Source organism: Embleya sp. AB8 (genome assembly GCF_049739465.1).
Taxonomy (GTDB): domain Bacteria; phylum Actinomycetota; class Actinomycetes; order Streptomycetales; family Streptomycetaceae; genus Embleya.
Genome location: NZ_JBMHHY010000001.1, coordinates 419,317 through 444,288, shown reverse-complemented (window position 1 = coordinate 444,288; position 24,972 = coordinate 419,317). Strand labels below are relative to the sequence as shown.

The 24,972-nt window shown below is 71.8% G+C and carries 24 protein-coding genes and 1 pseudogene; 5 read left to right on the top strand and 20 right to left on the bottom strand.

Features of this window, described 5'->3' with window-relative positions:
- Positions 1 to 46: 46 nt before the first annotated feature.
- Together ABIA38_RS01870 and ABIA38_RS01865 are read left to right on the top strand one after the other, a co-directional pair.
- A complete protein-coding gene (locus ABIA38_RS01870; protein ID WP_424636565.1) occupies positions 47 to 1,864 on the top strand; it encodes an ABC transporter ATP-binding protein in 1,818 nt (605 codons plus the stop codon).
- Positions 1,861 to 3,723 carry an ABC transporter ATP-binding protein gene (locus tag ABIA38_RS01865; protein WP_424636564.1) on the top strand — a complete coding sequence of 621 codons (1,863 nt, stop codon included), beginning with the start codon at positions 1,861 to 1,863 and terminating at the stop codon, positions 3,721 to 3,723. The genes ABIA38_RS01870 and ABIA38_RS01865 overlap by 4 nt, the downstream gene beginning before the upstream one ends.
- Positions 3,724 to 4,054: 331 nt before the next feature.
- Here ABIA38_RS01865 and ABIA38_RS01860 read toward each other — a convergent pair whose 3' ends face one another.
- The 12 genes from ABIA38_RS01860 to hisD all read right to left on the bottom strand — a co-directional run bounded on the left by ABIA38_RS01860 (position 4,055) and on the right by hisD (position 13,801).
- Positions 4,055 to 4,903, bottom strand: a complete 849-nt coding sequence (locus ABIA38_RS01860; protein ID WP_424636563.1) for a septum formation family protein — start codon at positions 4,901 to 4,903, stop codon at positions 4,055 to 4,057.
- Between the two features lie 34 nt (positions 4,904 to 4,937).
- Positions 4,938 to 5,792 carry a septum formation family protein gene (locus ABIA38_RS01855; protein WP_424636562.1) on the bottom strand — a complete coding sequence of 285 codons (855 nt, stop codon included), beginning with the start codon at positions 5,790 to 5,792 and terminating at the stop codon, positions 4,938 to 4,940.
- 106 nt (positions 5,793 to 5,898) lie between these two features.
- Positions 5,899 to 7,155 (bottom strand): MFS transporter, encoded by a 1,257-nt coding sequence (locus ABIA38_RS01850; protein ID WP_424636561.1) that lies wholly within the window; start codon positions 7,153 to 7,155, stop codon positions 5,899 to 5,901.
- A gap of 83 nt (positions 7,156 to 7,238) precedes the next feature.
- Complete coding sequence (locus tag ABIA38_RS01845) at positions 7,239 to 7,808, bottom strand: helix-turn-helix domain-containing protein (RefSeq protein WP_424636560.1); 570 nt, start codon at positions 7,806 to 7,808, stop codon at positions 7,239 to 7,241.
- Between the two features lie 123 nt (positions 7,809 to 7,931).
- The gene (gene hisF, locus ABIA38_RS01840) at positions 7,932 to 8,693 is read right to left on the bottom strand and encodes an imidazole glycerol phosphate synthase subunit HisF (protein ID WP_424636559.1); all 762 of its coding nucleotides are present in this window, start codon (positions 8,691 to 8,693) and stop codon (positions 7,932 to 7,934) included.
- Positions 8,690 to 9,121: a RidA family protein gene (locus ABIA38_RS01835; protein WP_424636558.1), complete on the bottom strand. Its 432-nt coding sequence runs from the start codon at positions 9,119 to 9,121 to the stop codon at positions 8,690 to 8,692. Before ABIA38_RS01835 ends, hisF begins: the two co-directional genes overlap by 4 nt.
- Positions 9,118 to 9,852 (bottom strand): bifunctional 1-(5-phosphoribosyl)-5-((5-phosphoribosylamino)methylideneamino)imidazole-4-carboxamide isomerase/phosphoribosylanthranilate isomerase PriA, encoded by a 735-nt coding sequence (gene priA, locus ABIA38_RS01830; protein ID WP_424636557.1) that lies wholly within the window; start codon positions 9,850 to 9,852, stop codon positions 9,118 to 9,120. The genes ABIA38_RS01835 and priA overlap by 4 nt, the downstream gene beginning before the upstream one ends.
- Before the next feature lie 77 nt (positions 9,853 to 9,929).
- Complete coding sequence (gene hisH / locus ABIA38_RS01825; RefSeq protein ID WP_424636556.1) at positions 9,930 to 10,568, bottom strand: imidazole glycerol phosphate synthase subunit HisH; 639 nt, start codon at positions 10,566 to 10,568, stop codon at positions 9,930 to 9,932.
- Between the two features lie 4 nt (positions 10,569 to 10,572).
- Entirely contained in the window at positions 10,573 to 10,728 is a 156-nt protein-coding gene (locus tag ABIA38_RS01820) for a hypothetical protein (protein WP_424636555.1), read from the bottom strand.
- On the bottom strand, positions 10,725 to 11,321 hold the full coding sequence (hisB, locus tag ABIA38_RS01815) for an imidazoleglycerol-phosphate dehydratase HisB (RefSeq protein ID WP_424636554.1): 597 nt from the start codon (positions 11,319 to 11,321) through the stop codon (positions 10,725 to 10,727). Before hisB ends, ABIA38_RS01820 begins: the two co-directional genes overlap by 4 nt.
- A gap of 21 nt (positions 11,322 to 11,342) precedes the next feature.
- Positions 11,343 to 12,440 (bottom strand): histidinol-phosphate transaminase, encoded by a 1,098-nt coding sequence (locus ABIA38_RS01810; protein ID WP_424636553.1) that lies wholly within the window; start codon positions 12,438 to 12,440, stop codon positions 11,343 to 11,345.
- On the bottom strand, positions 12,437 to 13,801 hold the full coding sequence (gene hisD / locus ABIA38_RS01805; protein ID WP_424636552.1) for a histidinol dehydrogenase: 1,365 nt from the start codon (positions 13,799 to 13,801) through the stop codon (positions 12,437 to 12,439). The genes ABIA38_RS01810 and hisD overlap by 4 nt, the downstream gene beginning before the upstream one ends.
- Positions 13,802 to 14,025: 224 nt before the next feature.
- On the opposite strand from hisD, the gene ABIA38_RS01800 reads away from it, so the two are divergent.
- Positions 14,026 to 14,712, top strand: a complete 687-nt coding sequence (locus ABIA38_RS01800) for an LON peptidase substrate-binding domain-containing protein (RefSeq protein WP_424636551.1) — start codon at positions 14,026 to 14,028, stop codon at positions 14,710 to 14,712.
- A 28-nt stretch (positions 14,713 to 14,740) separates the two neighbouring features.
- The gene (ybaK, locus tag ABIA38_RS01795; RefSeq protein ID WP_424636550.1) at positions 14,741 to 15,250 is read left to right on the top strand and encodes a Cys-tRNA(Pro) deacylase; all 510 of its coding nucleotides are present in this window, start codon (positions 14,741 to 14,743) and stop codon (positions 15,248 to 15,250) included.
- A gap of 754 nt (positions 15,251 to 16,004) precedes the next feature.
- Here the strand turns inward: ybaK and ABIA38_RS01790 are convergent.
- From ABIA38_RS01790 to ABIA38_RS01780, 3 genes are all read right to left on the bottom strand, one after another.
- On the bottom strand, positions 16,005 to 16,739 hold the full coding sequence (locus tag ABIA38_RS01790; RefSeq protein ID WP_424636549.1) for an AAA family ATPase: 735 nt from the start codon (positions 16,737 to 16,739) through the stop codon (positions 16,005 to 16,007).
- Positions 16,740 to 16,885: 146 nt separating this feature from the next.
- On the bottom strand, positions 16,886 to 17,710 hold the full coding sequence (locus ABIA38_RS01785) for an ABC transporter permease (RefSeq protein ID WP_424636548.1): 825 nt from the start codon (positions 17,708 to 17,710) through the stop codon (positions 16,886 to 16,888).
- A complete protein-coding gene (locus tag ABIA38_RS01780) occupies positions 17,707 to 18,735 on the bottom strand; it encodes an ABC transporter ATP-binding protein (RefSeq protein ID WP_424636547.1) in 1,029 nt (342 codons plus the stop codon). The genes ABIA38_RS01785 and ABIA38_RS01780 overlap by 4 nt, the downstream gene beginning before the upstream one ends.
- Positions 18,736 to 18,996: 261 nt before the next feature.
- Here ABIA38_RS01780 and ABIA38_RS01775 point away from each other — a divergent pair, with 261 nt between their 5' ends.
- Positions 18,997 to 20,241, top strand: a complete 1,245-nt coding sequence (locus ABIA38_RS01775; protein WP_424636756.1) for a mechanosensitive ion channel family protein — start codon at positions 18,997 to 18,999, stop codon at positions 20,239 to 20,241.
- On the opposite strand, the gene ABIA38_RS01770 is transcribed toward ABIA38_RS01775, so the two are convergent.
- The 5 genes and pseudogenes from ABIA38_RS01770 to ABIA38_RS01750 form a co-directional block, all read right to left on the bottom strand.
- Positions 20,145 to 20,744 carry a dienelactone hydrolase family protein gene (locus ABIA38_RS01770; protein WP_424636546.1) on the bottom strand — a complete coding sequence of 200 codons (600 nt, stop codon included), beginning with the start codon at positions 20,742 to 20,744 and terminating at the stop codon, positions 20,145 to 20,147. The two genes, ABIA38_RS01775 and ABIA38_RS01770, sit on opposite strands and share 97 nt — an antisense overlap.
- Positions 20,745 to 20,845: 101 nt before the next feature.
- Positions 20,846 to 22,435 carry a Na+/H+ antiporter gene (locus ABIA38_RS01765; RefSeq protein WP_424636545.1) on the bottom strand — a complete coding sequence of 530 codons (1,590 nt, stop codon included), beginning with the start codon at positions 22,433 to 22,435 and terminating at the stop codon, positions 20,846 to 20,848.
- Positions 22,436 to 22,519: 84 nt separating this feature from the next.
- Positions 22,520 to 23,464, bottom strand: a complete 945-nt coding sequence (locus tag ABIA38_RS01760; RefSeq protein WP_424636544.1) for an RluA family pseudouridine synthase — start codon at positions 23,462 to 23,464, stop codon at positions 22,520 to 22,522.
- 317 nt (positions 23,465 to 23,781) lie between these two features.
- A pseudogene (gene lspA, locus ABIA38_RS01755) lies at positions 23,782 to 24,387 on the bottom strand (signal peptidase II); the annotation flags it as partial.
- A gap of 43 nt (positions 24,388 to 24,430) precedes the next feature.
- Positions 24,431 to 24,892, bottom strand: a complete 462-nt coding sequence (locus ABIA38_RS01750) for a TraR/DksA family transcriptional regulator (protein WP_424636543.1) — start codon at positions 24,890 to 24,892, stop codon at positions 24,431 to 24,433.
- Positions 24,893 to 24,972: the final 80 nt, after the last annotated feature.

The following is a 24,972-nucleotide window of genomic DNA, read 5'->3' as shown; positions in this document are numbered from 1 at the left end:
GCTGCCCCGGAGTCCCAGGAAATCGAGCCCCAGGAAAGTGAGCCCCGTGGCGGACAAGGTCGTGCTGCGACAGGGATTGCGCGTACTCGGCGTCGCGATCCGCGAGGAACCTCGGATCTTCGCCGCCGCGGTGAGCGCGAGCGCGGTGTACGGGGTGATGACCGTCGGCTCGGCGCTGGTCCTGGGTCGGGTCACCGACCACGTGATCATCCCGGCGTTCCGCGACGGGCACACCACCACCGGCGCGCTGGTCGGCGCGTTCGCCGCGGTGTTCGGGATCGCGTTGCTCAAGGCGTTCGGGGTGATCGGCCGCCGGTTGTGGGCGGGGATGATGCAGTACCGCCTCCAGGCCACCTTCCGGCGCCGGGTCACCCGGCAATACCTGCGGCTGCCGCTGGCCTGGCACCACCGGCACCCCACCGGCACGCTGCTGTCCAACGCGAACGCCGACGTCGAGGCGGCCTGGAACCCGGTGGCGCCGCTGCCGATGGCCACCGGCGTGGTGGTGATGTTGCTCGTCTCGGCGATCTCGATGATTCTCACCGACTGGGCGCTGGCTCTGGTCGGCTTCGTGGTCTTCCCGGCGATCGCCCTGCTCAACGTGATCTACCAGCGCAAACAGGGTCCGCTGGCGATGCGCGCGCAGGAGTTGCGCGCCGACGTCGCCGAGATCGCGCACGAGAGCTTCGACGGCGCGCTCGTGGTCAAGACGCTGGGCCGGGAGACCGAGGAGACCACCCGATTCGCCGCCGCGTCACGCGAGTTGGCGGACGCGAACATCGCGGTGGGCCGGGTCCGGGCGCTGTTCGATCCGCTCCTGGAGGCGCTGCCCAGCTTCGGCGTGCTCCTGGTCCTGGTGGTCGGCACCGTGCGGGTCTCGAACGGCGACCTGGCCCCGGGCGACCTGGTCCAGGTCGCGTACCTGTTCACCCTGTTGGCCTTCCCGGTCCGGGCGATCGGCTGGCTGCTCGGCGACATGCCACGTTCGGTGGTCGGCTACGACCGGGTCCGCGGCGTGCTCGACACCGAGGGCGAGCACACCTACGGCGACACGGAAGGCCCGGCCGCTGCGGCCGGTCCGGCCCGCCTGGAGGCGCGCGTGGTCCGGTTCGGCTACGCCGACGGCACCGACGTGCTGCACGACGTGGCCTTCGACGTCGAGCCGGGGCGCACCATCGCGATCGTCGGGCCGACCGGGTCCGGCAAGTCCACGCTGGTCTCGCTCCTGGTCCGCCTGGTCGATCCGGTCGACGGCGGGATCCTGCTGGACGGCACCGACCTGCGCGACTACCGGCGGGGTGGGGTCGCGGCCACCGCCGCGCTGGTCCCGCAGCAGGCGTTCCTGTTCGACGACAGCGTGCGCGACAACATCACCCTGGGCCTGGACCTTGACGACGCGGCGGTGCACGAGGCGCTGCGGATCGCCCAGGCCGACTTCGTCACCGCGCTGCCCGAGGGCCTGGACACCCAGGTGGGCGAGCGCGGCACCACGCTCTCCGGCGGCCAGCGGCAGCGCATCGCGCTGGCCCGCGCGCTGGTCCGCCGCCCGCGGCTGCTGGTCCTGGACGACGCGACCTCGGCGGTGGACCCGCGTGTGGAGGCGGCCATCCTGCACGGGCTGCGCGACGCGGGACCGGCGACGGTGGTCGTGGTCGCCTACCGCAAGGCCACCATCGCGCTGGCCGACGAGGTGGTCTACCTCGAGGACGGCCGGGTGCTCGACCGCGGCCCGCACCACGAACTGCTCGACCGCTCGGTGGGTTATCGCCGACTGGTCAACGCCTACGAGCAGGCCGCGCGCGAGGGCGCGGACGAGGATCTCGACATCGACGTCAGCGAGGCCGAGGAGGCCACGGCTTCATGAGTATCGCCACCGTCGTCCCCAAACCGGCCGAACCCGAGCCGAAGCCCGGTGCCCGAATAGGCGCCGACCCCGAATCCACGAAGCCCACCGAGTCCGGGCTGAGCGTGCTGCGCCGCGGCCTGCGGATGACCCCGGAGTTCACCGAGGGCCTGATCGTCACGATGTTGCTTGCCGTGGTCGGCACGGCCGGGCGCATCGTCGTACCGCTCGCGGTCCAGCAGACCATCGACCGGGGCCTGCGCGCCGATGCCGGCCCCGACCTGACCGTGGTGCGCACGATGGCCGCGGTCGCGGCCCTGGCCGTGGTGATCACCGCGGTGTCCGCGTACGCGATGAACGCCCGGCTCTACCGCACCAGCGAGCGCGGCCTGTCCACCCTGCGGGTGGCCGCGTTCCGGCACATCCACGATCTGTCCACGCTGCACCAGCAGTCCGAGAAGCGCGGCTCGCTGGTCTCCCGGGTGACCGGCGACGTGGACACGATCAGCCGATTCATCCAGTTCGGCGGGCTGTTGCTGATCGTCAGCATCGGCCAGATCGCCCTGGTGACGGTGTTGATGTTCGTCTACTCGTGGCAGCTGACGCTGCTCGTGTGGGTGTGCTTCGCGCCGCTGTACTTCTTCATGCGCGCGGTACAAAAGCGCATCGCCGCCGCCTACAGCCACGTGCGGGTCGCCATGGGCCGGATGCTCGGCGCGATCGCCGAGCCGGTCGTCGGCGCCTCGATCGTGCGCGCGCACGGCATCGAGGAGCGCACCGCGCGGCGGATCGACGAGTCGGTGGACGCGCACCGCGACGCGCAGACCCGGGCCCAGTTGTTCGTCGCGTTGACGTTCCCGATGGGCGAGTTCGTGGTCGGCCTGGCCAACGGCCTGGTGGTGGTGGTCGGCGTCCTGCTGGGCATCGACGGGCAACTCAGCGTCGGCGAGTTGGTCGCGTTCCTGTTCCTGGTCACCTTGTTCGTGGGCCCGGTGCAGATGGGCGTGGAGATCCTCAACGAGGCGCAGAACGCGCTGGCCGGGTGGCGTCGGGTGCTCGAAGTGCTGGACGCGGAGCCGGACATCGCCGACCCGGGCGAGGCGGGCGAGGAACTCGCGCGCGGCCCGGTCGAGGTGGCCTTCGAGCACGTCTCGTACGGGTATCCGGGCGGCCCCCGCATCCTGCACGACGTGGACGTCACGCTCGCCCCGAGGACCCGGATCGCGGTGGTCGGCGAGACCGGCTCGGGCAAGACCACGTTCGCCAAACTGCTCACCCGCCTGGTCGACCCGGACGCCGGCCGGGTGCTCCTGGACGGCGTCGAACTGCCCAGGGTGCGCTTCTCGTCGTTGCGCGCACGGGTGGTGATGGTGCCGCAGGAGGGTTTCCTGTTCGACGCCACGCTGCGGGAGAACGTGCGGTACGGGCGGCCGGACGCGGACGACGCGGCGATCCGCACCGCGTTCACCGACCTGGGCCTGGCCGACTGGCTCGCGGGGCTGCCCGCCGGTCTGGACACGCCCGTGGGCCAGCGCGGCGAGTCGTTGTCGGCGGGCGAGCGGCAGTTGGTGGCGCTGGTGCGGGCCTATATCGCCGACCCGGACCTGCTGGTGCTGGACGAGGCGACCTCGGCGGTGGACCCGGCCACCGAGGTACGGATCGGGCGGGCCCTGGACGGGTTGACCCGGGGGCGTACCGCGGTGTTCATCGCGCACCGGATGTCCACGGCCGAATCGGCCGACGAGGTACTGGTCTTCGACGCCGGCCGCCTGGTCGAACGCGGCCCGCACAAAACCCTCGTCGGGGCAGGCGGCATCTACGCGCGCCTGCACGCGTCGTGGATGGCCCAGCAGAAGACGACGCCGCGCGCACACCGCTGACGCGGCGCGGCGGCCGGCCTCCGGCCGTTCGTCCGCACACGCCGGACGGGCTGTTCGAACAGCCCGTCCGGCGTTTGAGAGCACCGCTCTCACCTGCGAACAGCGCACTCGCCTGCGGACACCGCCCCATTTCGGAGCACCGCTCTCACCCGCGAACACCGCACTCGCCTGCGGACACCGCCCCATTTCGGAGCACCGCTCTCACCCGCGAACACCGCACCCGCTTGCGGACACCGCCCCATTTCGGAGCACCGCTCTCACCCGCGAACACCGCACTCGCCTGCGGACACCGCCCCACTCCGGAGCACCGCTCTCACCCGCGAACACCGCTCTACTGCAATGGCCCGGTCAGCTTCTTGCCGTCGGCCGAGTAGGACACCAGGCACTGGACCTCGCGGTCGCCCGCGTTCCAGCCCGATTCCTTCGGATAGATGTAGAGCCAGGTCAACTGATCGGCCTGCGGCTGTCGGGCGATCACCGGCGAGGTGATCGGCTTGCACAGCTCGGACGCCTGCGCGTCCATCGCCGCTTCGCCGGGCCAAGTGCCGTCCGGCATCGCCACGTTCTGGATGTGTTGCCCGTCGTGCGGCGTGTCGCAGCCGACCTTGTCGACGTCCGTGCTGCCCGCGACGAACGAGATGCAGTCGCCCGGGCTGAGCGGGACCTTCTTGACCGCGACGCTGCCCGTGGTACTGGTCGTGCCGGCCGTGGGCGTGTCCGACGTCGGCGGCTCGCTGGACGGTGTCGGGGCGTCCGTGGTCGGCTCGGTGCTCGGCGGGGCCGCACTGGTGCGCCCCGCGGCGCTATCGGTGGGGCCCGCCTTGTTGCTCTTGTCGTCCTTGCCCAGACTCAGCAGCAGGGCGATCACGCCGCCCGCGACCAGCAGCGCGACGACGACCACGATCGCGACCACGCGCCCGCTGCCGCCTCGGCCGCCGGGCGGACCGGTGGGCGGGCCGTAGGGCGGCGGGCCGTACGGGGGTCCACCACCGTAGGAGGGGCCGCCTCCGCCGTACGGGGGTGTGCCGCCGCCGGCCCCCGGAGCACCGTAGGGCGGCGGGTTCGTGGGCGGTGGGCCTGCCGGACCTCCCGGTCCGCCGGGGTAGCCGCCGCCGTACCCCCCTCCGCCATATCCGCCACCGCCGTGGTTGCCGCCGGGATATCCGTCGGGAGTGCTCATCCGTCGATCCCTCCCCCAAGGGCCGAGCGCTCCGTCAGCGCAGTGGCTTGGTGAGTGTCTGCCCCGACTTGTACTTCGCGATGCAGGTCACCTTGCGGCGACCGATGTCCCACCCCGGCTGCTTGGGGAACGTGTAGGTGAAGGTGAACTGCGACGCGTCGGCCCGGCCGCTCACCGCCGTGTTCATCGCCGGAGTGCACTTGGTCTCGGTGGTGTCGGTGATCGACGCCTCGCCCGGGTAGGTGCTGCCGGTCAGGTCGAAGGTCATGATGACCTCGCCGTTGTGCGAGGTGGTGCACGACTTCTTGTCGATGGTGCCCGACGTGGTGTCCAGGTTGACGCAGTCGCCCTTGGACAGGTCCACGTACTGCACCTCGGTGGGCAGGTCCGGGTCGCCCGTGCCCGGCGCGCTGCTGCGCGGCGTGGTCGGCCGGGTGGTGAACGGCGGCCGGGTCGTCGGCGGCCCGCTCGTCGGAGCACCGGTCGTGGGCGCGACCGAGCTGGTCGAACCGGTGGTCGGCGACGCCTTGTTGTCCTTCTTGTCGTTCCCGCCCAGGACCACCACCAGGGTGGCGATGATCCCGCCGACCACCACGATCGCGGCGATCACCACGGCGATCAGCGGGCCCTTGCCGGAGCCGCCCTGCGGGGGACCCGGCGGCATGCCGCCGCCGTAGCCCCCGCCGCCGTAGTTGCCGGGATACTGCGGTCCGCCGCCGGCCCCCGGGTATTGCGGAGCGCCGCCGTACGGGTTCTGCGGGGGCGGGTACTGCTGCCCGCCCTGTGGGTACTGCTGCCCGGGGTACGGTGGGTTGTTCGGATAACCCTGGCCCGGCTGCTGCCCGTAGCCTGGGTAGCCACCCTGTCCGGGTGATGGCGGCATCGTCATGTGCCTAGCCTGCCCGATCGGGTGAACCCGCCGCTCGACCGGGCCCAACTACTTGACTCCCAGTCAGATGATCGTTGTGGGACCGGAATCCTTCCGTGACCCGAACTCACGTCCGACGTCGAAACGTTCCACTCGACAACGCCACGCACACCCCCGCGAGCATCGCCGCGCCACCGCCGGCGAACACGGTCGAGGGGCCGAACCTGGCGGCGAGCAAACCCCCGACGGGGTAGAGCAGCGGGATCAGGCCGACCCCGAAGAGCATCTGCAGCGCGGTCACCCGACCCAGCGCACCGGGCGCGCAGGTGGTCTGGACGAGCGCGTTGCCGACCCCACCCACCACGCCGGTGCCGACCCCCAGGAGCGCCCCGCACGCCACCGCGATCCCGACGCCGGGCGCGTAGCCCAGGCCGACCAGGCTGCTCGCCATCACCAGCATCCCCACCGGCAGGACGATCACCGGCCGCGGCACCCGGCCGGCCACCGTCAGGGCCAACGCGCCCACCGCCGCGCCGGTCCCCCACGCGCCCAGCACCAGGCCCATGCCGGCCGGCCCCCAGCCGGCGTCGTCCGCGAGCAGCACGATGCCGACGTTCATCGGGATGGTGAAGCCCAGTTCCATCAGCGCGGTCACCACCAGGAGCACCCGAAGGAAGGGGTGTCCGGCCACATGGCGTAGACCCGCGCGCAGACCCAACTCCGGCTCCTCGACCCCCGGTTCGGCCGCCGGCGCGGGCCCCGGACGCAGCCGCCACAGCAGCGCGAGGGAGAGCGCGAAGAGCACCGCATTGACCCCGAAGGCGAGTTCGGCGTCCCCCCAGGCCAGCACCGCGCCGCCGATCGGCGCGGACACCACGGTGGCCACCCGCTGGGACAACGAGCGCATCCCCTGCACCCGGACCAGCTGATCGCGCGTGGTCAGCCGCACCGGCAACGCACCGACGGCGGGCATGAACAGCGCGTCCACCGCGCCGAACACCAGCGCGATGGCGACCAGGAACCAGACCGCCGGGCTGCTCGCCGCCACCGCCAGGGCCGCGATCGACATCACCGCGCAGCGCACCAGATCGCTGCCGATCACCATCCGGCGCGGCCCGTATCGATCGGCGATCGCCCCGCCGGGCAACATCAACAACGCCCTCGGCAGCGACCCGGCGGCCAGCACCAGGCCGGTCTGGGTGGCGTCGCCGCTGCGGACCGCGGTCCAGGACAGCGCCAGAAACCAGATCTGATCGCCGATCAGGGAGGCGGTGTAGGCACCGAGCCAGGCGAGCAGACGCGGATCGCGGTGCGCGGGTCGCGGTGTGACGCTCGCGCCGCCCGCGGCGGCGGTGTTCGTGGCGGCGGTGTTCGTGGCGGCCATGGTCGTCCCCGTTCCAGGCGTGCGTGCGTGGGTGCGGTGCGTACGTACATATGCGTCGCCCATATGCGGCGCCGGCGCCGGGGTCAGATCCGGTACGGAAAGCCCCGGTAGTAGATCTCCACGTGCTCCGCGCCGGGCGTCTCCCGGTCCCGGTAGCCGGCCACCAACGCCTCGATGGCACCGGCGAGTTCGCTCAGTTCGGCGGCGGTCAGGCGCAGCGTCGGCGCGCCGCTGAAGGCCGCGCCCGCCCATTCCGCCCCCCACGACTGCATCTCGTCCAGGAAGCTCCGGTAGCGGTCCTCGGACTGCGAGCCGAGCACACGCGCGATGCTCGCGGACAGGTCCCGGCCGACCCGGTCCTCGGCGAAGTCGCGGAAGGAGAAGGTGAGATCGTCGACCACCTGCCACCAGCGCTCGCGCCCGTCCTCGGCATGCTCGGGGTCCTCGACCACGAAGCCGTGCCCGGCCAGCGTGCGCACGTGGTAGCTGACCAGGGCCGGGGTCTCGTCGACCCGCTTGGCCAGCATCGAGGCGGTGGCCGGACCGGCGGCGTGCAACATCCGCAGCAGGGTGATCCGCAGCGGATGCGTGAACACCTTGAGGGTCTGCACGTCCTTGATCATCCGGCGCGGCGGCGGGGGCGGTTCGCTCATGGGTCGAGGCTAGATCCGAAAGAAGTCTTTCGCAATAAGCCTTTCGCAAAAAACCTTTCGCATCAGCCCGCGAAAAAGCCGACCGCACCCGCGGTCGGCTTCTTCTGCCCAGCTGTCGCGCGCTCAGCGAACCGGCTTTCCCGCCGCCCGCAATACGTCCTTGACCTGCGGAATCCGCAACATGCCGAAGTGGAACACGCTGGCCGCGAGCACCGCGTCCGCGCCCGCGTCCACCGCCGGGGCGAAGTGTTCGAGCGCGCCCGCGCCGCCGGAGGCGATCACCGGGATGCCCACCTCGGCCCGGACCAGCCGGATCAGTTCCAGGTCGTAGCCGTCCTTCGTGCCGTCCGCGTCCATCGAGTTGAGCAGGATCTCGCCCGCGCCCAGCTCGGCCGCCCGCGCCGCCCACTCCACCGCGTCGATCCCGGTCCCGGTCCGCCCGCCGTGCGTGGTCACCTCGAAGCCCGGCCCGCCGTCCCGGCGCCGCCGCGCGTCCACCGACAACACCAGGACCTGCGAGCCGAACCGGTCCGCGATCTCGGCGATCAGCTCCGGGCGCAGGATGGCCGCGGTGTTCACGCCCACCTTGTCCGCGCCTGCGCGCAGCAGCTTGTCCACGTCCTGCACGGCCCGCACCCCGCCGCCCACGGTGAGCGGGATGAACACCTGTTCGGCGGTCCGCCGGACCACGTCGTAGGTGGTCTCCCGGTTGCCGGAGGAGGCGGTGATGTCCAGGAACACCAGTTCGTCCGCACCCTCGGCGTCGTAGACCCGGGCCATCTCCACCGGATCGCCGGCGTCGCGCAGGTTCTGGAAGTTGACGCCCTTGACCACCCGGCCGGCATCCACGTCCAGACACGGGATCACCCGTACGGCCAGGGTCACGAGGTCCTCCCCCGGTACGCGTCCACCTCGACCTCGACCAGCATCCGCGAGTCGATCAGCCCGGCCACCACGACCATCGTCGCGGCGGGCCGGGTCTCGGCGAACAGCTCGCCGTGCGCGCGGCCCACGTCGTCCGAGTCGCGGGCGTGGGTGATGAACATCCGGGTACGCACCACGTCCGCCGGGCCGAGGCCGAAGTGGGCCAGCGCGTCCAGCGCGATCTTGAACGCGGCGAGCGTCTGGTGGTGCGGGTCGCCCTCGTGCGCGAGGTTGCCCTCGACGATCGCGGTACAGCCCGACACGTGTACGTAGTCGCCGACCGCGACGGCGCGCGAGTAGCCGAAGGCCTCCTCCCACCGCCCGCCGGACGAATACCGCTCGATGCCGTCCGAACTACCGGAACCGGCCGAGTTGTCGCTTCCCGTCACCGGGACACCGCCTCCAACGCCTCTTCGAGGGTGAACGCCTGGGCGTACAGCGCCTTGCCGACGATCGAGCCTTCCACACCCAGCGGCACCAGCTCGGCGATGGCGCGCAGATCGGCCAGCGAGGAGACCCCGCCGGAGGCCACCACCGGGCGGTCGGTGGCCGCGCAGACGTCGCGCAGCAGTTGCAGATTGGGGCCGGTCAGGGTGCCGTCCTTGTTCACGTCGGTGACCACGTAGCGGGCGCAACCGTCCGCGTCCAGGCGGGCCAGCGTCTCGAACAGCTCGCCGCCCTCGCGGGTCCAGCCGCGCCCGGCGAGCGTGGTGCCGCGCACGTCCAGGCCGACCGCGATCCGGTCGCCGTGTCGGGCGATCGCCGAGCGCACCCAGTCCGGCGTCTCCAGGGCGGCAGTGCCCAGGTTGACCCGCCGGCAGCCGGTGGACAGCGCGGCCTCCAGGGACGCGTCGTCGCGGATTCCGCCGGAGAGTTCGACCTTGACGTCCAGCTTGCCGACCACCTCGGCGAGCAGCGCGCGGTTGCCGCCGGTGCCGAACGCGGCGTCCAGGTCGACCAGGTGGATCCACTCGGCGCCGGCCCGCTGCCAGGCCAGGGCGGCGGCCAGCGGGTCGCCGTAGGAGGTCTCCGACCCGGCCTCGCCCTTGACCAGGCGGACGGCCTGGCCGTCGGCGACGTCGACGGCGGGCAACAGTTCGAGGCGGTGGGTCTGGGTCATGGCGCTTCGGATCCTCAACAGTTCGTACGGGACACGACAAATGGGCACTGCCCGAACAGGATTACAGGACGACCGGGCTACAGGGTCGCGAGCCAGTTGCGCAGCAGCAGTGCGCCCGCCTCGCCGGACTTCTCCGGGTGGAACTGGGTGGCGCTGAGCGCGCCGTTCTCCACGGCGGCCACGAACGGCGTGCCGTGTGTGCTCCAGGTGACGTCCGGCGGGATGTGCGGGCCGTCCTGGACCACCGGCATCTCCCACGTGCGCACCGCGTAGGAGTGCACGAAGTAGTAGCGCGTATCGGCCTCGGCACCGGCGAACAACACGCTGTCGGCGGGCGCCTCGACGGTGTTCCACCCCATGTGCGGCACCACGGGCGCGGCCAGCCGCTCGACCGTGCCGGGCCACTGCGCGCAGCCCTCGGTGGCCACGCCGTGCTCGACGCCGCGCGCGAACAGGATCTGCATCCCGACGCAGATCCCCAGCACCGGCCGACCGCCGGCGAGCCGCTTGTCCACGATGGTGTCGCCGCGGACCGCGGTCAGGCCCGCCATGCACGCCGCGAACGCGCCGACGCCCGGCACCAGGAGCCCGTCCGCATTCAGCGCGGCCTTGTGGTCGGCGCTGATCTGCACGTCGGCGCCGGCGTGTGCGAGCGCCCGCTCGGCCGAACGTACGTTGCCGAAGCCGTAGTCCAGAACGATGACCTTCTTGGGCACGCGCCTATCCGATCTTCAGGATGCCGGCCACGATCGAGAAGAACGCGCCGATGGCGAGCAGGGCGATCACACTCTTGGGCAGGCCCTGCTTGACGAACGAGACACACCCGCCGACCAGGAAGAGCCCGAACGCGATCAGGATGATCGCCCCGGTGCTCACAGCGCGCCCTTCGTCGAGGGGATCACGCCGGCCCGGCGCGGGTCGAGCACACACGCGTCGGACAGGGCCCGGGCCAGCGCCTTGAACTGGGCCTCCACGATGTGGTGCGCGTTGCGCCCGTACGGGACGTGCACGTGCAGGCAGATCTGCGCCTGGGCGACGAACGACTCCAGGATGTGCCGGGTCATCGTGGTGTCGTAGTCCGGGCCGATCATCGGCGCGATCCGCTCGGGCTCGGTGTGCACCAGGTACGGCCGGCCGGACAGGTCGACGGTGACCTGCGCGAGGGCCTCGTCCAGCGGTACGGACGCGTCGGCGAAGCGGCGGATGCCCTTCTTGTCGCCGAGCGCCTGGCGAAACGCCGCGCCGAGGGCCAGTGCGGTGTCCTCGATCGTGTGGTGCGCGTCGATGTGCAGGTCGCCCCGGGTCTTGACGGTCAGGTCGAACAGGCCGTGCTTGCCGAGCTGGTCGAGCATGTGGTCGAAGAAGCCGACGCCGGTGGCGACCTCGACCCTCCCGGTGCCGTCGAGGTCGATCTCGACCTCGACGGAGGTTTCCTTGGTGGCGCGTTCGACGCGACCGATTCTTGCCATGACGGTGATTCCGACTCTCTCTCAGTCCTTCAGGACGCTTCGCATCGCGTCCAGGAAGGCCGTGTTCTCGGCGTCCGTGCCGGCGGTCACCCGCAGCATGCCCGGGACCCCGTTGTCGCGGACGAGCACCCCGTGTTCGAGGATCTTCGCCCAGACCGCGTGCGGGTCGGCGAACCGCCCGAACTGGACGAAGTTGGCGTCCGAGTCGGTGACCTCGCAGCCGAGCGCGCGCAGTTCGACCACCAGCCGGTCGCGCTGCTCCTTGAGCTCGCGCACGTAGCCGAGCAGGGTGTCCTCGAACTCCAGGCAGGCCAGCGCGGTGGCCTGGTTGACCGCCGAGAGGTGGTACGGCAGCCGGACCAGCTGGACCGCGTCCACCACGGCGGCGTCCGCCGCGAGGTAGCCGAGTCGCAGGCCGGCCGCGCCGAACGCCTTGGACATGGTGCGGGTGATCACGAGATGCGGCCGGCCGGCGAGCAGCGGCAACAACGATTCGGTGTGCGCGAACTCGACGTAGGCCTCGTCCACGACCACCAGCGACGGCCGGGCGGCCTGCGCCGCGTCGTAGACCCGCTCCACCACCTCGCGGGCCAGCGCGGTGCCGGTCGGGTTGTTCGGCGAGCACAGGAACACCACGTTGGGCCGGTGCTCGGCGACCTGCGCCAGGGCCCGGTCGAGGTCGATCGTGTAGTCGGCGTCGCGCGCCCCGGAGATCCACCCGGTGCCGGTGCCGCGCGCGATCAGCGCGTGCATCGAGTAGGACGGGTCGAAGCCGAGGGCGGTGCGACCGGGGCCGCCGAACGCCTGGAGGAGCTGCTGGAGCACCTCGTTGGAGCCGTTGGCCGCCCACACCTGTGTCGGATCGAGCGGGTGGCCACCGGTCCGGGTCAGGTACGCCGCGAGCGCGGTGCGCAGCTCGACCGCGTCCCGGTCCGGGTAGCGGTTGAGGTCACGCGCGGCCACCGCGACCCGCTCGGCGATCCGGGCCACCAGGGCGTCCGGGAGCGGGTACGGGTTCTCATTCGTGTTGAGCCGGACCGGTACGTGCAACTGCGGGGCGCCGTAGGGGGATTGGCCGCGCAATTCATCCCGAATGGGCAACTTGTCCAAGTTTGTCACCGACTCTCCTCCTCCCTCTCCCACGCCGCGAGGCCGGCCACCTCGCCGGCCGCGAACCGCACCCGTACCGCCGCGCCGTGCGCGGGCAGATCCTCCGCGTCGGCCAGCACACTCACGTGCTCGGCCACGTCGGCCAGCGCCGCACGCGAATAGTCCACGACGTGGATCCCGCGCAGGAACGACTGCACCGACAGCCCGGACGAGTGGCACGCACAACCACCCGTGGGCAGCACGTGGTTGGACCCGGCGCAGTAGTCGCCGAGCGAGACCGGTGCGAATGCGCCGACGAAGATCGCCCCGGCGTTGCGCACCCGTGCGGCCACCTCGGCCGCGTCGGCGGTCTGGACCTCCAGGTGCTCGGCGCCATAGGCGTCCACCACGAGCAGTCCGTCGGCGACCGAGTCGACCAGCACGATGCCGGACTGCCGCCCGGCCAGCGCCTCGGTGACCCGCTCACCGTGCTTGGTCGCGTCCACCTGCACCTTCAACTGCTCCACCACCGCGTCGGCGAGTGCCTCGGAGTCGGTGACCAGGATCGACGCGGCCAGCGTGTCGTGCTCGGCCTGACTGATCAGGTCGGCCGCGACGTGCGCGGCATCCGCGGTGTCGTCGGCGAGCACCGCGATCTCGGTCGGGCCGGCCTCGGCGTCGATCCCGATCCGGCCCTTGAGCAGGCGCTTGGCGGCGGCGACATAGATGTTGCCGGGCCCGGTGACCAGGCGCACCGGCGCGCACGAGCCCGCGCCGTACGCGAACATCGCCACGGCCTGCGCGCCACCCACCGCGTAGACCTCGTCCACGCCGAGCAGGGCGCAGGCCGCCAGGATGGTCGGGTGCGGCAGCCCGCCGAACTCGGCCTGCGGCGGCGAGGCGATCGCCATCGACGCGACGCCGGCCTCCTGCGCCGGCACCACGTTCATGATCACCGAAGACGGATAGACGGCATTGCCGCCCGGTACGTACAGCCCGACCCGCTCGACCGGCACCCACCGCTCGGTGACGGTCCCACCCGGCACCACCTGTACCGCGACATCGGTACGGCGCTGCTCCCGGTGCACGATCCGAGCCCGCCGAATCGACTCCTCCAACGCCGCCCGCACCTTGGGCGCAAGCGTCTCCAACGCCGCCGCGATCGCCGCCGCCGGCACCCGGATGTCGCTCAGCCGCACCCCGTCGAAGCGCTCGGTGATCTCGACCAGCGCCTCGACGCCGCGATGCCGCACGTCCTCGCAGATCGCACGCACCTTCTCCAGGGCCGCCTCGACGTCGAGGTCGGCACGGGGCAACACGTCGCGCAGTGCGGCGGGGCTGTCCAGGACAGCCCGCGAGGCGGGACCGCGCAGGTCGATACGGGAGATCACCCGCCCCAGTGTAGAGAGGCCGCCGAACCGAACGTCCCCGCGTGTCGGAGGGTGAGACACACCGTCATCGGGCGCCGACCGCATGCCGGTCTCCGAGAAGCAGGGATGAGCACACCGCCGGGACACCCGACCGAGACCGTAATACGCGTGGCGACCCGGGTGCCGGATCGCGGGTGAGCCGGAGCGATCAATGATCGACGCGGTCCGCCGGTCAGGGCCTACTCTTGGTCACCGTGACCGACCGGCTTCCGCTCTTCCCACTCAACTCGGTGCTCTACCCGGGTCTGGTGTTGCCCCTGCACATCTTCGAGGAGCGGTACCGCGCGCTGGTCCGGGACCTGGAGGTGCTGCCCCAGGCGGAGCAGCGGTTCGGCGTGGTGGCGCTGCGTACGGGCCGCGAGGTCGGCGACATCAAGGGCGATCCGCTCGCGGTGCTGCACCCGGTGGGGTGTACGGCCGAGATCGCCACGATCAAGAGCCACGAGGACGGCCGCTACGACCTGGTGGCCACCGGCGCGACCCGATTCCGGCTGCTGTCCGTGGACGACTCGGGCCCGTACCTGAACGCCGAGGTCGAATACCTGCCGGACCCGACGGGCGAGCGAGCCGACGTCCTCGGCCTGGCCGCGACCCGGGCCTTCGCCGAATACCAGCGCCGGCTGCTCTCCGCCCAGCAGCGCACCCCGATGAGCCTGCCGGAACTCCCGGACGACCCGGTGGTGTTGTCCTACTTGGTGGCCGCCGCGGTCGTCCTGGATCCCCACGACAAACAACGCCTCCTCGAAGCCGAGGACGCCACCACAAGGCTCACCGCAGAGGTCGAACTCCTCCGCCGCGAGGCGGCCCTGCTGGACCACCTCCCCTCGCTACCCGCGATCGAACTCCTCCGCCAAACCATCGAACCCAACTGACCGACCAACCACCGGACGGGACGCCGAAATGGCCAAAGCAACCGCCAAAGCCAAAGCCAAGGGCGGCCAGGGCACACCGGCAACGGTCGCCCTGACCCGCGAGGGCATCGAGTTCACGATCCACGCCTACACGCACGCCCCCGACGCGACGTCCTACGGCGAGGAAGCCGCAACGGCACTGGGCGTCCCACCCGAACGAGTATTCAAGACCCTGATGGCCGACGTGGACGGAAAGCTCACCATCGCGGTGGTCCCGGTAGCCGGAAAACTCGACCTGAAGGCCCTGGCAGCCGCAACCGGCGCCAAACGAGCCACCATGGCCGACCCCGCCGCCGCCGAACGCGCAACGGGCTACGTCCTGGGCGGAATCAGCCCACTGGGCCAAAAACGCCCCCACCCAACGGTGATCGACATCTCGGCCCAATCCCACCCGACCATCTACATCTCAGCCGGCCGACGGGGCCTGGAAATCGAACTGCCCCCAACCGCCCTGATCACCCTGACAAACGCAAAAACCGCCCAACTGGCCCGACCCTGACGACACTTCCAATCCCCACACCCCACCGACAAACGAGGCCGCCCACCGGCCTGGCACTCGACGCGTACAGCCGAGCGACACACAAGCCCACTCGGCCCGGCCGACGTTCGAGGCCAACCCAAACAACGCCCAACGCGACGAACCCCACCAGCCCGGCCGGTGATTGGGGCCACTCAGCCTCGGCGGCGTTTGAGGCGAACAGCCCGGCCGGCGTTTGAGGCCACTCATGCCCCGCCCGCGCTTGAGGCCACCAAGCCCGGCTGGCGCTTGAGGCCACCCAGCCCGGCCCGCGCTTGAGGCCACCCAGCCCCGCCGGCGCATGAGACCACCCAGCCCGGCCCGCGCTTGAGGCCACCCAGCCCCGCCGGCGCATGAGGCCACTCAGCCCCGCCGGCGCTTGAGGCGAACAGCCCGGCCGGCGCTTGAGGCCACCCAGCCCCGCCGGCGCATGAGGCGAACGAGCCCGGCCGGCGCTTGAGGCCACCCAGCCCCGCTGGCGCATGAGGCAAATAGCCCCGCCGGCGCTTGAGGCGAACGAGCCCGGCCGGCGCTTGAGGCCACCCAGCCCCGCTGGCGCATGAGGCGAACAGCCCCGCCGGCGCTTGAGGCGAACGAGCCCGGCCGGCGCTTGAGGCCACCCAGCCCCGCCGGCGCATGAGGCGAACGAGCCCGGCCGGCTCATGAGGCCAAGATCAGCCCGGCCGGCGATTGAGGCCAATGTGGGCCCGCCGGCCCCGAAGGCCAACCCCCCGCCTCACCCCTCGTGCTTGGTCAAATCAACGCGCGGAGCCCCCCGCTCCGAGGGCCACCCCTCCGACCCACCAAACGCCGACCCCGGCCCCGGACCTGGCCCCGCGACAGACCCCGGCCCCGCCACCGGCTCCCGATCCGCCGGAGCAAACCCCGCCGACAGCCCGAGGAAAATCACCATCGACGCGATCGGCCACAACATCAACACGCCCTTGGCCTGGATGTCCAACGGCTGATCGAACCGCTTGCCCAGCCCGACCCGCCGAACCTGCTCCGCGATCCCGTCCGGTCCCAGCTGTACGCCGATCTTGAACGCCAGATACGACCCGGCCAGCCCCCCCACGGTCAGCGCCAGCGCCGTCGCCACACCCTGCCGCCGAAACCGCCAGAACGCCGGCGGCGCCAACACGATGCCCGCGACCACCCCGCACACCGCGAACCAGCCGTCCAGCGCGATCGAGGACTCGGTCTCCGGCGCGGTCTGGAACACCCCGTCCTTGGTCGCGATCAACGGCACCCGCGGCGCGATCTGCTCCCAGACCACCCCCACGATCGTGCCCGCGACCAGGCACGCCCCCACCACCACGGCGAACGCGATCACGTCGGCGCGATACCGCTCCCACAGCGAGGGGGCCGCGTCGGCCCCGGGCGCGAAGCCCACGTGCCCGAAAGCCGCAGACGCGCCGCCCTCGGGCGACGAAGGCGACGGATAGGGGTCGATATCCCCGGCAGACGTCATCTGGTCAGCGTCCCATGTACGAATCGAAGCCGGCGACCTGCCCCCGCACGGCGATGGTCCGGCAGTCCAAGAAGCCCAGCAGCCCAAAAGCCCAGCAGCCCAAAAATCCCGCAGCCCGAAAGTCCCGCAGCCCGAAAGACCCCCACCTACGCCCGCGTACTGCGCCGAAAGGACCACGTGGCCAACGACAACATCACCACGCCGACCCCCGCGCAGACCGCGAGATTACCCCCCACCGCAGCCCAGTCCGGATCCCGGTAGCTGGCGATGAACGCGTCCACCCCGTACGAGGACGGCAGCAGATCGCGGCCCAGCACGATCACCTCCGGCATCCGGTCCTCCGGCAGCACGCCCAGCAACAACGCGGCCGACATACCCAACTGCCCCAGCAGCGTCGCCAGTTCCGGCCGCGGCGCAAGCAGCCCGAAGACCGCGCCGACCCCCGCGAGCGCCGCCCCGGACAGCGGTACGACCAGCAGCAGCACCCACAGGTTGGCCAGCGGCAGCTGGAACATCAGCGCCCCGATCACCGCGGTGACCACCGTGCCCGGCAGCGTGAACGACGCGTACGCCGCCGCGATCCCCAGCACCACCGCGGCCGGCCGCACCGGCAGCGTCAGGTAGTAGTCCAGCGCGTTGGCCGCCCGCAGATTCCCGAAGTGCTGGGCGAGCAGATTGAGCGCCACGAACGCGACCACGAGCACACTGGACCCGGCCACCACCGCTTCCCGCGCGCTGTCGCTGCCGGTGTCCACCACGCCGCGCATCAGGATCATGATGCCCACCGACTGGAACACCGCGACGAACAGCAGCGGGACCCGGGAGACCCGTACCCGGGACAACTGCGCGCGGTAGACGGTGAGCAACCCGGCCCCCAACCCCGTGGCGGGCGCCGGTACCACCGCCTCGGCGAAACTCCCCGGGGCGGGCTCGATGCTCGTCGCTGCACTCACCGGTGTCGACACCTTCATCCCTTGACCAGTCCCTGGTGGCGCCCGCCGAGCGCGAGGTAGACGTCCTCCAGGCTCGGCGTGGACAGCGTGAAGTCGTCGAGCGCCTCGAACGCGGGCCCCGAGGTGACGCCGGCGAGCAGTTCGCGGGCCACCCCCGGCTCCATCCGGGTGCTCCAGCGCCGGCCGGTACGCACCGCGGTCTGCGCGAGCATGCTCACCGCCGGGTCGTCCATCGGCGGATCGGCCCGCCAGACCAGGTCGAGCCGGACCTCGTCGCCGACCATCGCCTTGAGCCCGCCGGGCGTGTCGCAGGCGATCACCCGGCCCTCGTCGAGCACCGCGACCCGGTCGAGCACCGTCTCCGCCTCGATCACGTTGTGCGTCACCAGCAGCACCGTGGCGCCGTGTTCGGCCCGGCGGCGATCCACCGCGGCCCACACCGCGCGGCGCGCGACCGGGTCCATCCCGGTGGTCGGCTCGTCCAGGACCAGTACCGGCCGGTCGCCGACCAGCGCGGTGGCCACGCAGGCGAGCCGGCGCTGGCCGCCGGAGAGCTTCTTCAGCGGCCGGTCCGCGATCGGCCCCAACTCCAGCTCGTCCAGCACCGCGTCCCGCTCGGCCCGGGCCCGCCCGGCGTCCAGGGCGCGCAGTCGGCCGGTGGTCTCGATCGCGAGCGCGACGGTCAGCTCGTCCAACGCGCCGGACTCCTGGCCCAGATAGGCGACCAGGCGGGCCGCCACGTCCGGCCGGCGGACCAGGTCGTGGCCGAGCAGGTCGATGCTGCCCGCGTCGGGTCGCAGCAGGCCGGTGAGTTGGCGCACCAGCGTGGACTTGCCCGCGCCGTTGGGGCCGAGCAGGCCGAAGATCTCGCCGCGGCGCACCTCGAGGTCGATCGCGTCGTTCGCGGTGACCACGTTTCGGTCCCGCCGCCGCCCGGTGCGATACGTCCGGGTCAGCCCGCGCACCGTGAAGCACGGGTCGGCCGCCGTGGGCTCACCGGGGATGGTCACGCTCCGCTCGTCCGTTCCGGGCAGCTTGTACATCCGACCCCGCGCGTCGTCCTGAAGGTGGTGGAGGTGACGTGCGACCCGCGCCTCGCGTCCGATGGGCGGGGTGCGTGGGGTGACACACGACGGGACGACTCTACGCGGTCCGCCCACCCACCCGGCCGCCCGCCTCCTCGGCGCACACCCACCGCGCCCGCCGCCACCGCCCGCGCACGCCGCGAGCGTGGGGTGGCCGCTCGTTGCTCCGGTACGGTACGGGTTTGACCACAAGCCCCCTAGGAGGCTCTCGACGTGGACGTGTGGCACATACTTCGCCCGCTGATCGTGCTCGTCTCGGTGATCGTCTTCACCGGGCTGGTGACCTGGGGAATGGCGCGCCTGGCCCGCGAAGTACAGACCCGCAAGCCGCTGACGGGACCCCTGTGGTCGATGATGCGGCGCGGGCGCGCGTCGATCGTGGCCACGCTCGGCGCGTCCGTCCTGTTGCTCGCCGAACCGGCCGCCGGCCTGCCCGAACGCAGTCGCGGGATGATCCGGCACATCCTGGTGCTCTCGGTGATCGCGGCCTGCTCGTGGCTGATCGTGCACGCGGTCACCCTGCTGGTGAACACCTCGTTCGAGCGCTACGCGGCAAACGCGACGGACACCGGCCGAGTGCGCCGGATCCAGACCCAGATCGCGCTGATCCGCCGCACCGCGGTGGCCATCGTCGGGATCATCACCTTCGCCGCGATGATCATGACCTTCCCGGGCATGAAGACGATCGGTACCAGCCTGCTCGCCTCCGCCGGTCTGCTCGGCGTGGTGGCCGGTCTGGCCGCGCAGAGCGCCCTGGCCAACCTGTTCGCGGGCCTGCAGATCGCGTTCAGCGACATGGTCCGGATCGGCGACTCTGTGGTGGTCAACAAGGAGATCGGCACGATCGAGGAGATCACCCTGACCTACCTGGTGGTGAACACCTGGGACCAGCGCCGGCTGGTGATGCCGGTGTCCTACTTCACCTCGCGGCCGTTCGAGAACTGGTCGCGCACCGACACCCGGATGACCGGCACGGTCTTCCTGCACCTGGACCACTCGGCGCCGATCGGCGACCTGCGCGAGGAACTGCTGCGCATCCTCAAGGAGACCGGCCTGTGGGACGGCCAGGGCTGGAGCCTGTACGTCACCGACACCACGCCGACCACGATCCTGGTCCGCGCGGTGGTCACCGCGCGCGACTCGGACGACCTGTGGACGCTGCGCTGCGAGGTGCGCGAGAAGTTGCTCGACTACCTGCGCCGCGAACACCCGTACGCACTGCCCCGGATCGCCACCGCGCCCGCGCCGCTGGGCAACGAGGCGGTCGGCCCGTACAGCGGCCACGGCCGCTTCGCCAAGGCCCGCCCGGCCGCGCAGGTGCCCGCGCAGGCCGGTCCGCGCAAGTACGTCGACCTGGCCAAGCGGCCTCAGTCGTTGGCCGCCGCGGCGGCCGCCGCCGAGTCGATCTCGCTGAGGAAGTCCGAGGCGATCGCCCAGGCGCGCGAGGCGGCCTCGCGGTCGTAGTCCGGCAGGTCCGGGTCGGTGAACAGGTGGCCGGCGCCCCGGTAGCGGTGGATCTCCACCTCGGCCCCGGCCCGCCGCATGCCCAGGTACCAGGTGCCCAGCCAGTCCTCGGTCTCGAACGGGTCCGGCTCGGCCACGTGCAACTGCACCGGCACCTCGGTCGCCGCGTCCTCGCGCAGATCCGAGGTGCCGTGGAACATCAGCAGCCCGGCCGCCGAACGGTCCGCGAACGCGGCGTTCTGCGCGATCGAGGCGCCCAGCGAGAAGCCCGCGTAGACCAGCCCCTCGCCGAGCCCGGCGGCCACCTTCACCGCGCGCCGGATCAGCTCGTCCGCGCCGATCTCGTCCTTGATCTCCATGCCCTCCTCGATCGACTCGGTGCTGCGCCCGTCGTACAGGTCGGGCACGGTCACCTCGTGCCCGGCCGCGCGCAGCCGCTCGGCCGCGTCGTGGACGGCGGGGCGCAGCCCGTAGGCCGAGTGGAACAGCACGATGCGGGCCACGTGAGGGGGTCCTTCCAGGGAGATCGAGAGCAGCCGAAAAGACTCGGCGGCCGAAGGCGCGCCGGCCAAAGACTCAACGGTACCGGCCGCCGGCCCCCGCCTCAGCGCACGCTGCGCAGGTCGAGTCGGCGCAGCACCCGGTCGGCCGCGGCCGGGTCGACGCCGCGCCGGCTACGGGCCGCGATCACCTCGCGGCGCGCGGCGGCGGTCATCTCCGCCTCGATCTCGTGCAGCAGCTTGATCCGCCGGGACCGCTCCAGGATCGTGTCCGCGAGTTCCTCGGTCGTGCCCTCCGGCCTCAGCTCGGCGAGCAGCGCCTTCTGCCGGGCCCGCAGTCGTTGCACCAGTTCGTCCGGCAGGTCGCGCTGCTCCTCCAGCTCGCGCAATCGGCGCAGCGCCGCCTTGGTCGCCGCGGCGGCGATCCGGCGCTCCTCGACGCTCTCCGCGTCGTCCGCCTCGGACACCCCGAGCCGGCGCACCAGCCAGGGCAGGGTCACCCCCTGGAGCAGCAGGGTGACCACGATCACGCAGAACGCGATGGCGATCAGCCGCTGTCGTTCGGGGAACGGCCCGCCCGCGTCGACGGTCAGCGGCAGCGCGAGGGCCAGGGCGATGGTGACCACGCCGCGCATCCCGGCCCACCACACCACCACGGTCTCGCGCGGGTCCGGGGTCTGCGTCTCGCCGCCGGCGGGCAGCCGCTGGTGCAGCCCGCGGGCCAGTGCGGCGACCGGGAACAACCACAGGCCGCGGACCACGATCAGGGTCAGCACCACCGCGCCCGCCTCGGCGAACAGTCGGCCGCGATCGCCGTGCAGGTCGTGGAAGATCTCCCACATCTCCAGGCCGATCACCCCGAACGCAACGCCGGTGACCACCAGGTCGACGACCTCCCAGAACGAGCGCCCGGTCAGCCGGCCGACCACGTTGTCCGCGTCCTCGGCCACCGAGCCGAGGTAGAACGCGGTGGTCAGCACCGCGAGTACGCCCGAGCCGGAGAGTTCGTCGGCGACCACGTAGGACAGGAACGGCACCAGGAGGGTGAGCAGCGTCTGGAGCGTGGGCTCCTCCAGGCGGGCGAGCAGGAATCGCCCGGCCAGGCCGACCGCGAAGCCGATCCCGACCCCGACCACCGCGGACAGCGCGAACATGCCCACCGCCCTGGCCGGCGAGAAGGTGCCGCCGACCACGGCCGCGACCGCGACCTGGTAGAGCACCAGCGAGGTGACGTCGTTGAAGAGCCCCTCGCCCTCCAGGATCGACACCAACCGGCGCGGCAGCCGCAGGCTCCCGGCCACGGCCGTGGCGGCCACCGGGTCGGGCGGCGCGACCAGCGCGCCGAGCGCGACCGCGCCGGCCAGGGGCAGGCCGGACACCATGGCGTCGGCCACCGCCGCCACCGCCGCCGTGGTGACCAGCACGAGGGCGACCGCGAGCAGCATGATCGGCCGGGCGTTGGCGGCGAACTCACGCCAGCTGGAGCGTTGCGCCGCCGCGTGGAGCAGCGGCGGCAACAACAGCGGCAGCAGCAGGTCGGGGTCGATCCGCAGGGTGGGTACGAACGGCAACCAGCCGAGCAGCACCCCGTAGAGGGTGAGCAGTACCGGGAAGGGCAGCCGCAGTCGCCCGGCGAGCGGTACGACCACGACGGTGCCGAACATCAACAGGAACAGCAGTGTGAGCTGACCCACTCCGCCTCCGCACCGATCGACCGCGATTCGACGCTGGAGGGTTCCCCGAATCGCCGCCGAATCACCGCGCGACAGGCATCGGGGTCAGCGGTCGGTGACCCGTTCCAGGGTCGCGGTCAGGTCGGCCGGATATCCGCTCTCGTACTTCACCCACGTGCCGTCGCCCGGGTGCTTGAAGGCCAGGCTCACCGCGTGCAGCCACTGCCGCTCCAGGCCCAGCCGCTTGGACAACGTCGGGTCCGCGCCGTAGGTCAGGTCGCCCACGCACGGGTGGCGCAGGGCCGCCATGTGTACCCGGATCTGGTGGGTGCGGCCGGTCTCCAGCTTGATCGACAGCAGGCTCGCGGCGCGGAACGCCTCGATCGTGTCGTAGTGCGTGACGCTGGGCTTGCCGCCCATCACCACGGCCCACTTGTAGTCGTGGGTGGGGTGCCGGTCGATCGGCGCGTCGATGGTGCCGGTGTGCGGGTCGGGGTGGCCCTGGACCAGCGCGTGGTAACGCTTGTCCACGGTGCGGTCCCGGAACTGCTGCTTGAGCAGCGTGTAGGCGCGCTCGGACTTGGCCACCACCATCAGCCCCGAGGTGCCCACGTCGAGGCGGTGCACCACGCCCTGGCGCTCGGACGAGCCGGAGGTGGAGATCCGGTAGCCGGCCGCCGCGAGGCCGCCGATCACGGTGGTGCCGGTCCAGCCGGCGCTGGGGTGCGCGGCGACGCCGATCGGCTTGTCGACCACCACGATGTGCTCGTCGTCGTGCACGATCCGCATGCCCGGCACCGGTTCGGCGACCAGTTGCACCGGCCGCGGCGCGCCGGGCATCTCGACCTCGATCCAGGCCCCGCCGTTGACCCGGTCGGACTTGCCCGCCGCCCGGCCGTCGAGCTGCACCTTCCCGGCGGCAGCCAGCTCGGCCGCCTTGGTGCGCGAGAAGCCGAACATCCGCGAGAGCGCGGCATCGACCCGCTCGCCTTCGAGGCCATCGGGAACGGGAAGAGTACGGATTTCGGGCGAGCCGGGATTGACAGTCACGAGATACGAGTATGCCCGGCATCCGGGCCGGACTCGACGACGTGGTCCGCGCCGGCCGCCTCGGCGGGCCGTGCGGGCTTCGCGTCGGGGGTGGTGACCGCGGCTCGGGTGGCCCCGGCCGGCACGTCGCCGGCGGACCGCTCCGGGCCGCCCGGCTCGGCCGGCTGCCCCGGCTCGGGCGCGGCGACCGGCGCGGCCGACTCGCCCTCGGCACCACTCGCGGACGCGGCGCCCGAATCGTCCGAATCACCCTTCGCGTCGGCGTCAGCGTTGCCGTCGCCGTCGGCGCCCGCCTCGGCCTCGGCGTCCGGGTCCGCGTCGCCCTCCCGGGTGCCGTCGGGCTGCAGGCCCAGGAAGGACAGCAGCACGATCAGACAACCGCCGACCACGATCGCCGAGTCGGCCAGGTTGAAGATCGCGAAGTGCTTGGGCGCGATGAAGTCCACCACATGGCCCTCGAACACGCTGGGCGCCCGGAAGATCCGGTCGGTGAGGTTGCCGAACGCGCCACCGAGCAGCAGACCGAGCGCAATCGCCCAGGGCAGGCTGTTCAGCTTGCGGGCCAGCCGCAGGATGACCACGACCACCGCGGCGGCGATCACCGTCAGCACGATGGTCAGCCCCTGGCCCATCCCGAACGCCGCGCCCCCGTTGCGGGTGGCCCGGAACTGGAGCCAGTCGCCGAGGAGGTCGATCGGCGCGTGGTATTCCAGCTTGGCCACCACGATCAGCTTGCTGATCAGGTCGAGCGCGTAGGCGAACGCCGCGACGCAGAGCAGCACGACGATGTATCGACGGGTGTGCGAACCGGCGGGCGCGGTCGGCTCGGCGCCGTCCGCCCCGCTCTCGGTCGCCCCGGTGTCCGGCTCCCCCGCGAGGGCCTGCGACTCCGCGTCTTCCCGTCGTTCCGCTCCGGTGCCGATGGCTTGCTCCAGTCCTTCGGCGCGCCACCGGCGGCCTCGGCGGCTACCGGCGCTCTTCGCGCTGTTTGCAGGTCACACACAGGGTCGCACGCGGGAACGCCTGGAGGCGGGCCTTGCCGATGGCCGAACCGCACGACTCGCAGGCCCCGTACGTGCCGTCGGCGAGCCGCCGCAGCGCCTTTTCCGACTGGAGCAGCATGCCACGCGCGTTGTTGGTCAGGGACATCTCGTGCTCGCGCTCGAAATTCTTGGTCCCGGTGTCCGCCTGATCGTCGCCCGCGCCCTCCCCCGAGTCGCGCAGCAGATCGGCGATGCCGTTCTCCGAGACGGCGATCTCCGCGCGCAGCTCGTGCGCGGTCTCGATCAACCCCTCGCGTACCTCGCGCAGCTCCGCGTGGTCCCACGGCTCCTCGCCGGGCCGGACCAGGTAGGCCGGCGGCTCATGGAAGCCGGCGGGCGGCGTCGCCAACGTGGTCGCGGCAGTCACGTGTGCAGGTGCCTTCACGGTGCGTCCCGTTCCTCCCCGTACCGAGGCTCGTGGCGGCGTGGTCGTGGTGGTGGCACGACGCGTCCGCCCCGTCGCCT

Bases quoted from the DNA above. Each gene is read 5' to 3' on its own strand.
- ABIA38_RS01865 (WP_424636564.1), top strand. From the start codon at position 1,861: ATGAGTATCGCCACCGTCGTCCCCAAACCGGCCGAACCCGAGCCGAAG.
- ABIA38_RS01860 (WP_424636563.1), bottom strand. From the start codon at position 4,903: ATGAGCACTCCCGACGGATATCCCGGCGGCAACCACGGCGGTGGCGGA.
- ABIA38_RS01855 (WP_424636562.1), bottom strand. From the start codon at position 5,792: ATGACGATGCCGCCATCACCCGGACAGGGTGGCTACCCAGGCTACGGG.
- ABIA38_RS01850 (WP_424636561.1), bottom strand. From the start codon at position 7,155: ATGGCCGCCACGAACACCGCCGCCACGAACACCGCCGCCGCGGGCGGC.
- ABIA38_RS01845 (WP_424636560.1), bottom strand. From the start codon at position 7,808: ATGAGCGAACCGCCCCCGCCGCCGCGCCGGATGATCAAGGACGTGCAG.
- priA (WP_424636557.1), bottom strand. From the start codon at position 9,852: ATGACCCAGACCCACCGCCTCGAACTGTTGCCCGCCGTCGACGTCGCC.
- hisB (WP_424636554.1), bottom strand. From the start codon at position 11,321: ATGGCAAGAATCGGTCGCGTCGAACGCGCCACCAAGGAAACCTCCGTC.
- ybaK (WP_424636550.1), top strand. From the start codon at position 14,741: ATGGCCAAAGCAACCGCCAAAGCCAAAGCCAAGGGCGGCCAGGGCACA.
- ABIA38_RS01790 (WP_424636549.1), bottom strand. From the start codon at position 16,739: ATGACGTCTGCCGGGGATATCGACCCCTATCCGTCGCCTTCGTCGCCC.
- ABIA38_RS01785 (WP_424636548.1), bottom strand. From the start codon at position 17,710: ATGAAGGTGTCGACACCGGTGAGTGCAGCGACGAGCATCGAGCCCGCC.
- ABIA38_RS01780 (WP_424636547.1), bottom strand. From the start codon at position 18,735: ATGTACAAGCTGCCCGGAACGGACGAGCGGAGCGTGACCATCCCCGGT.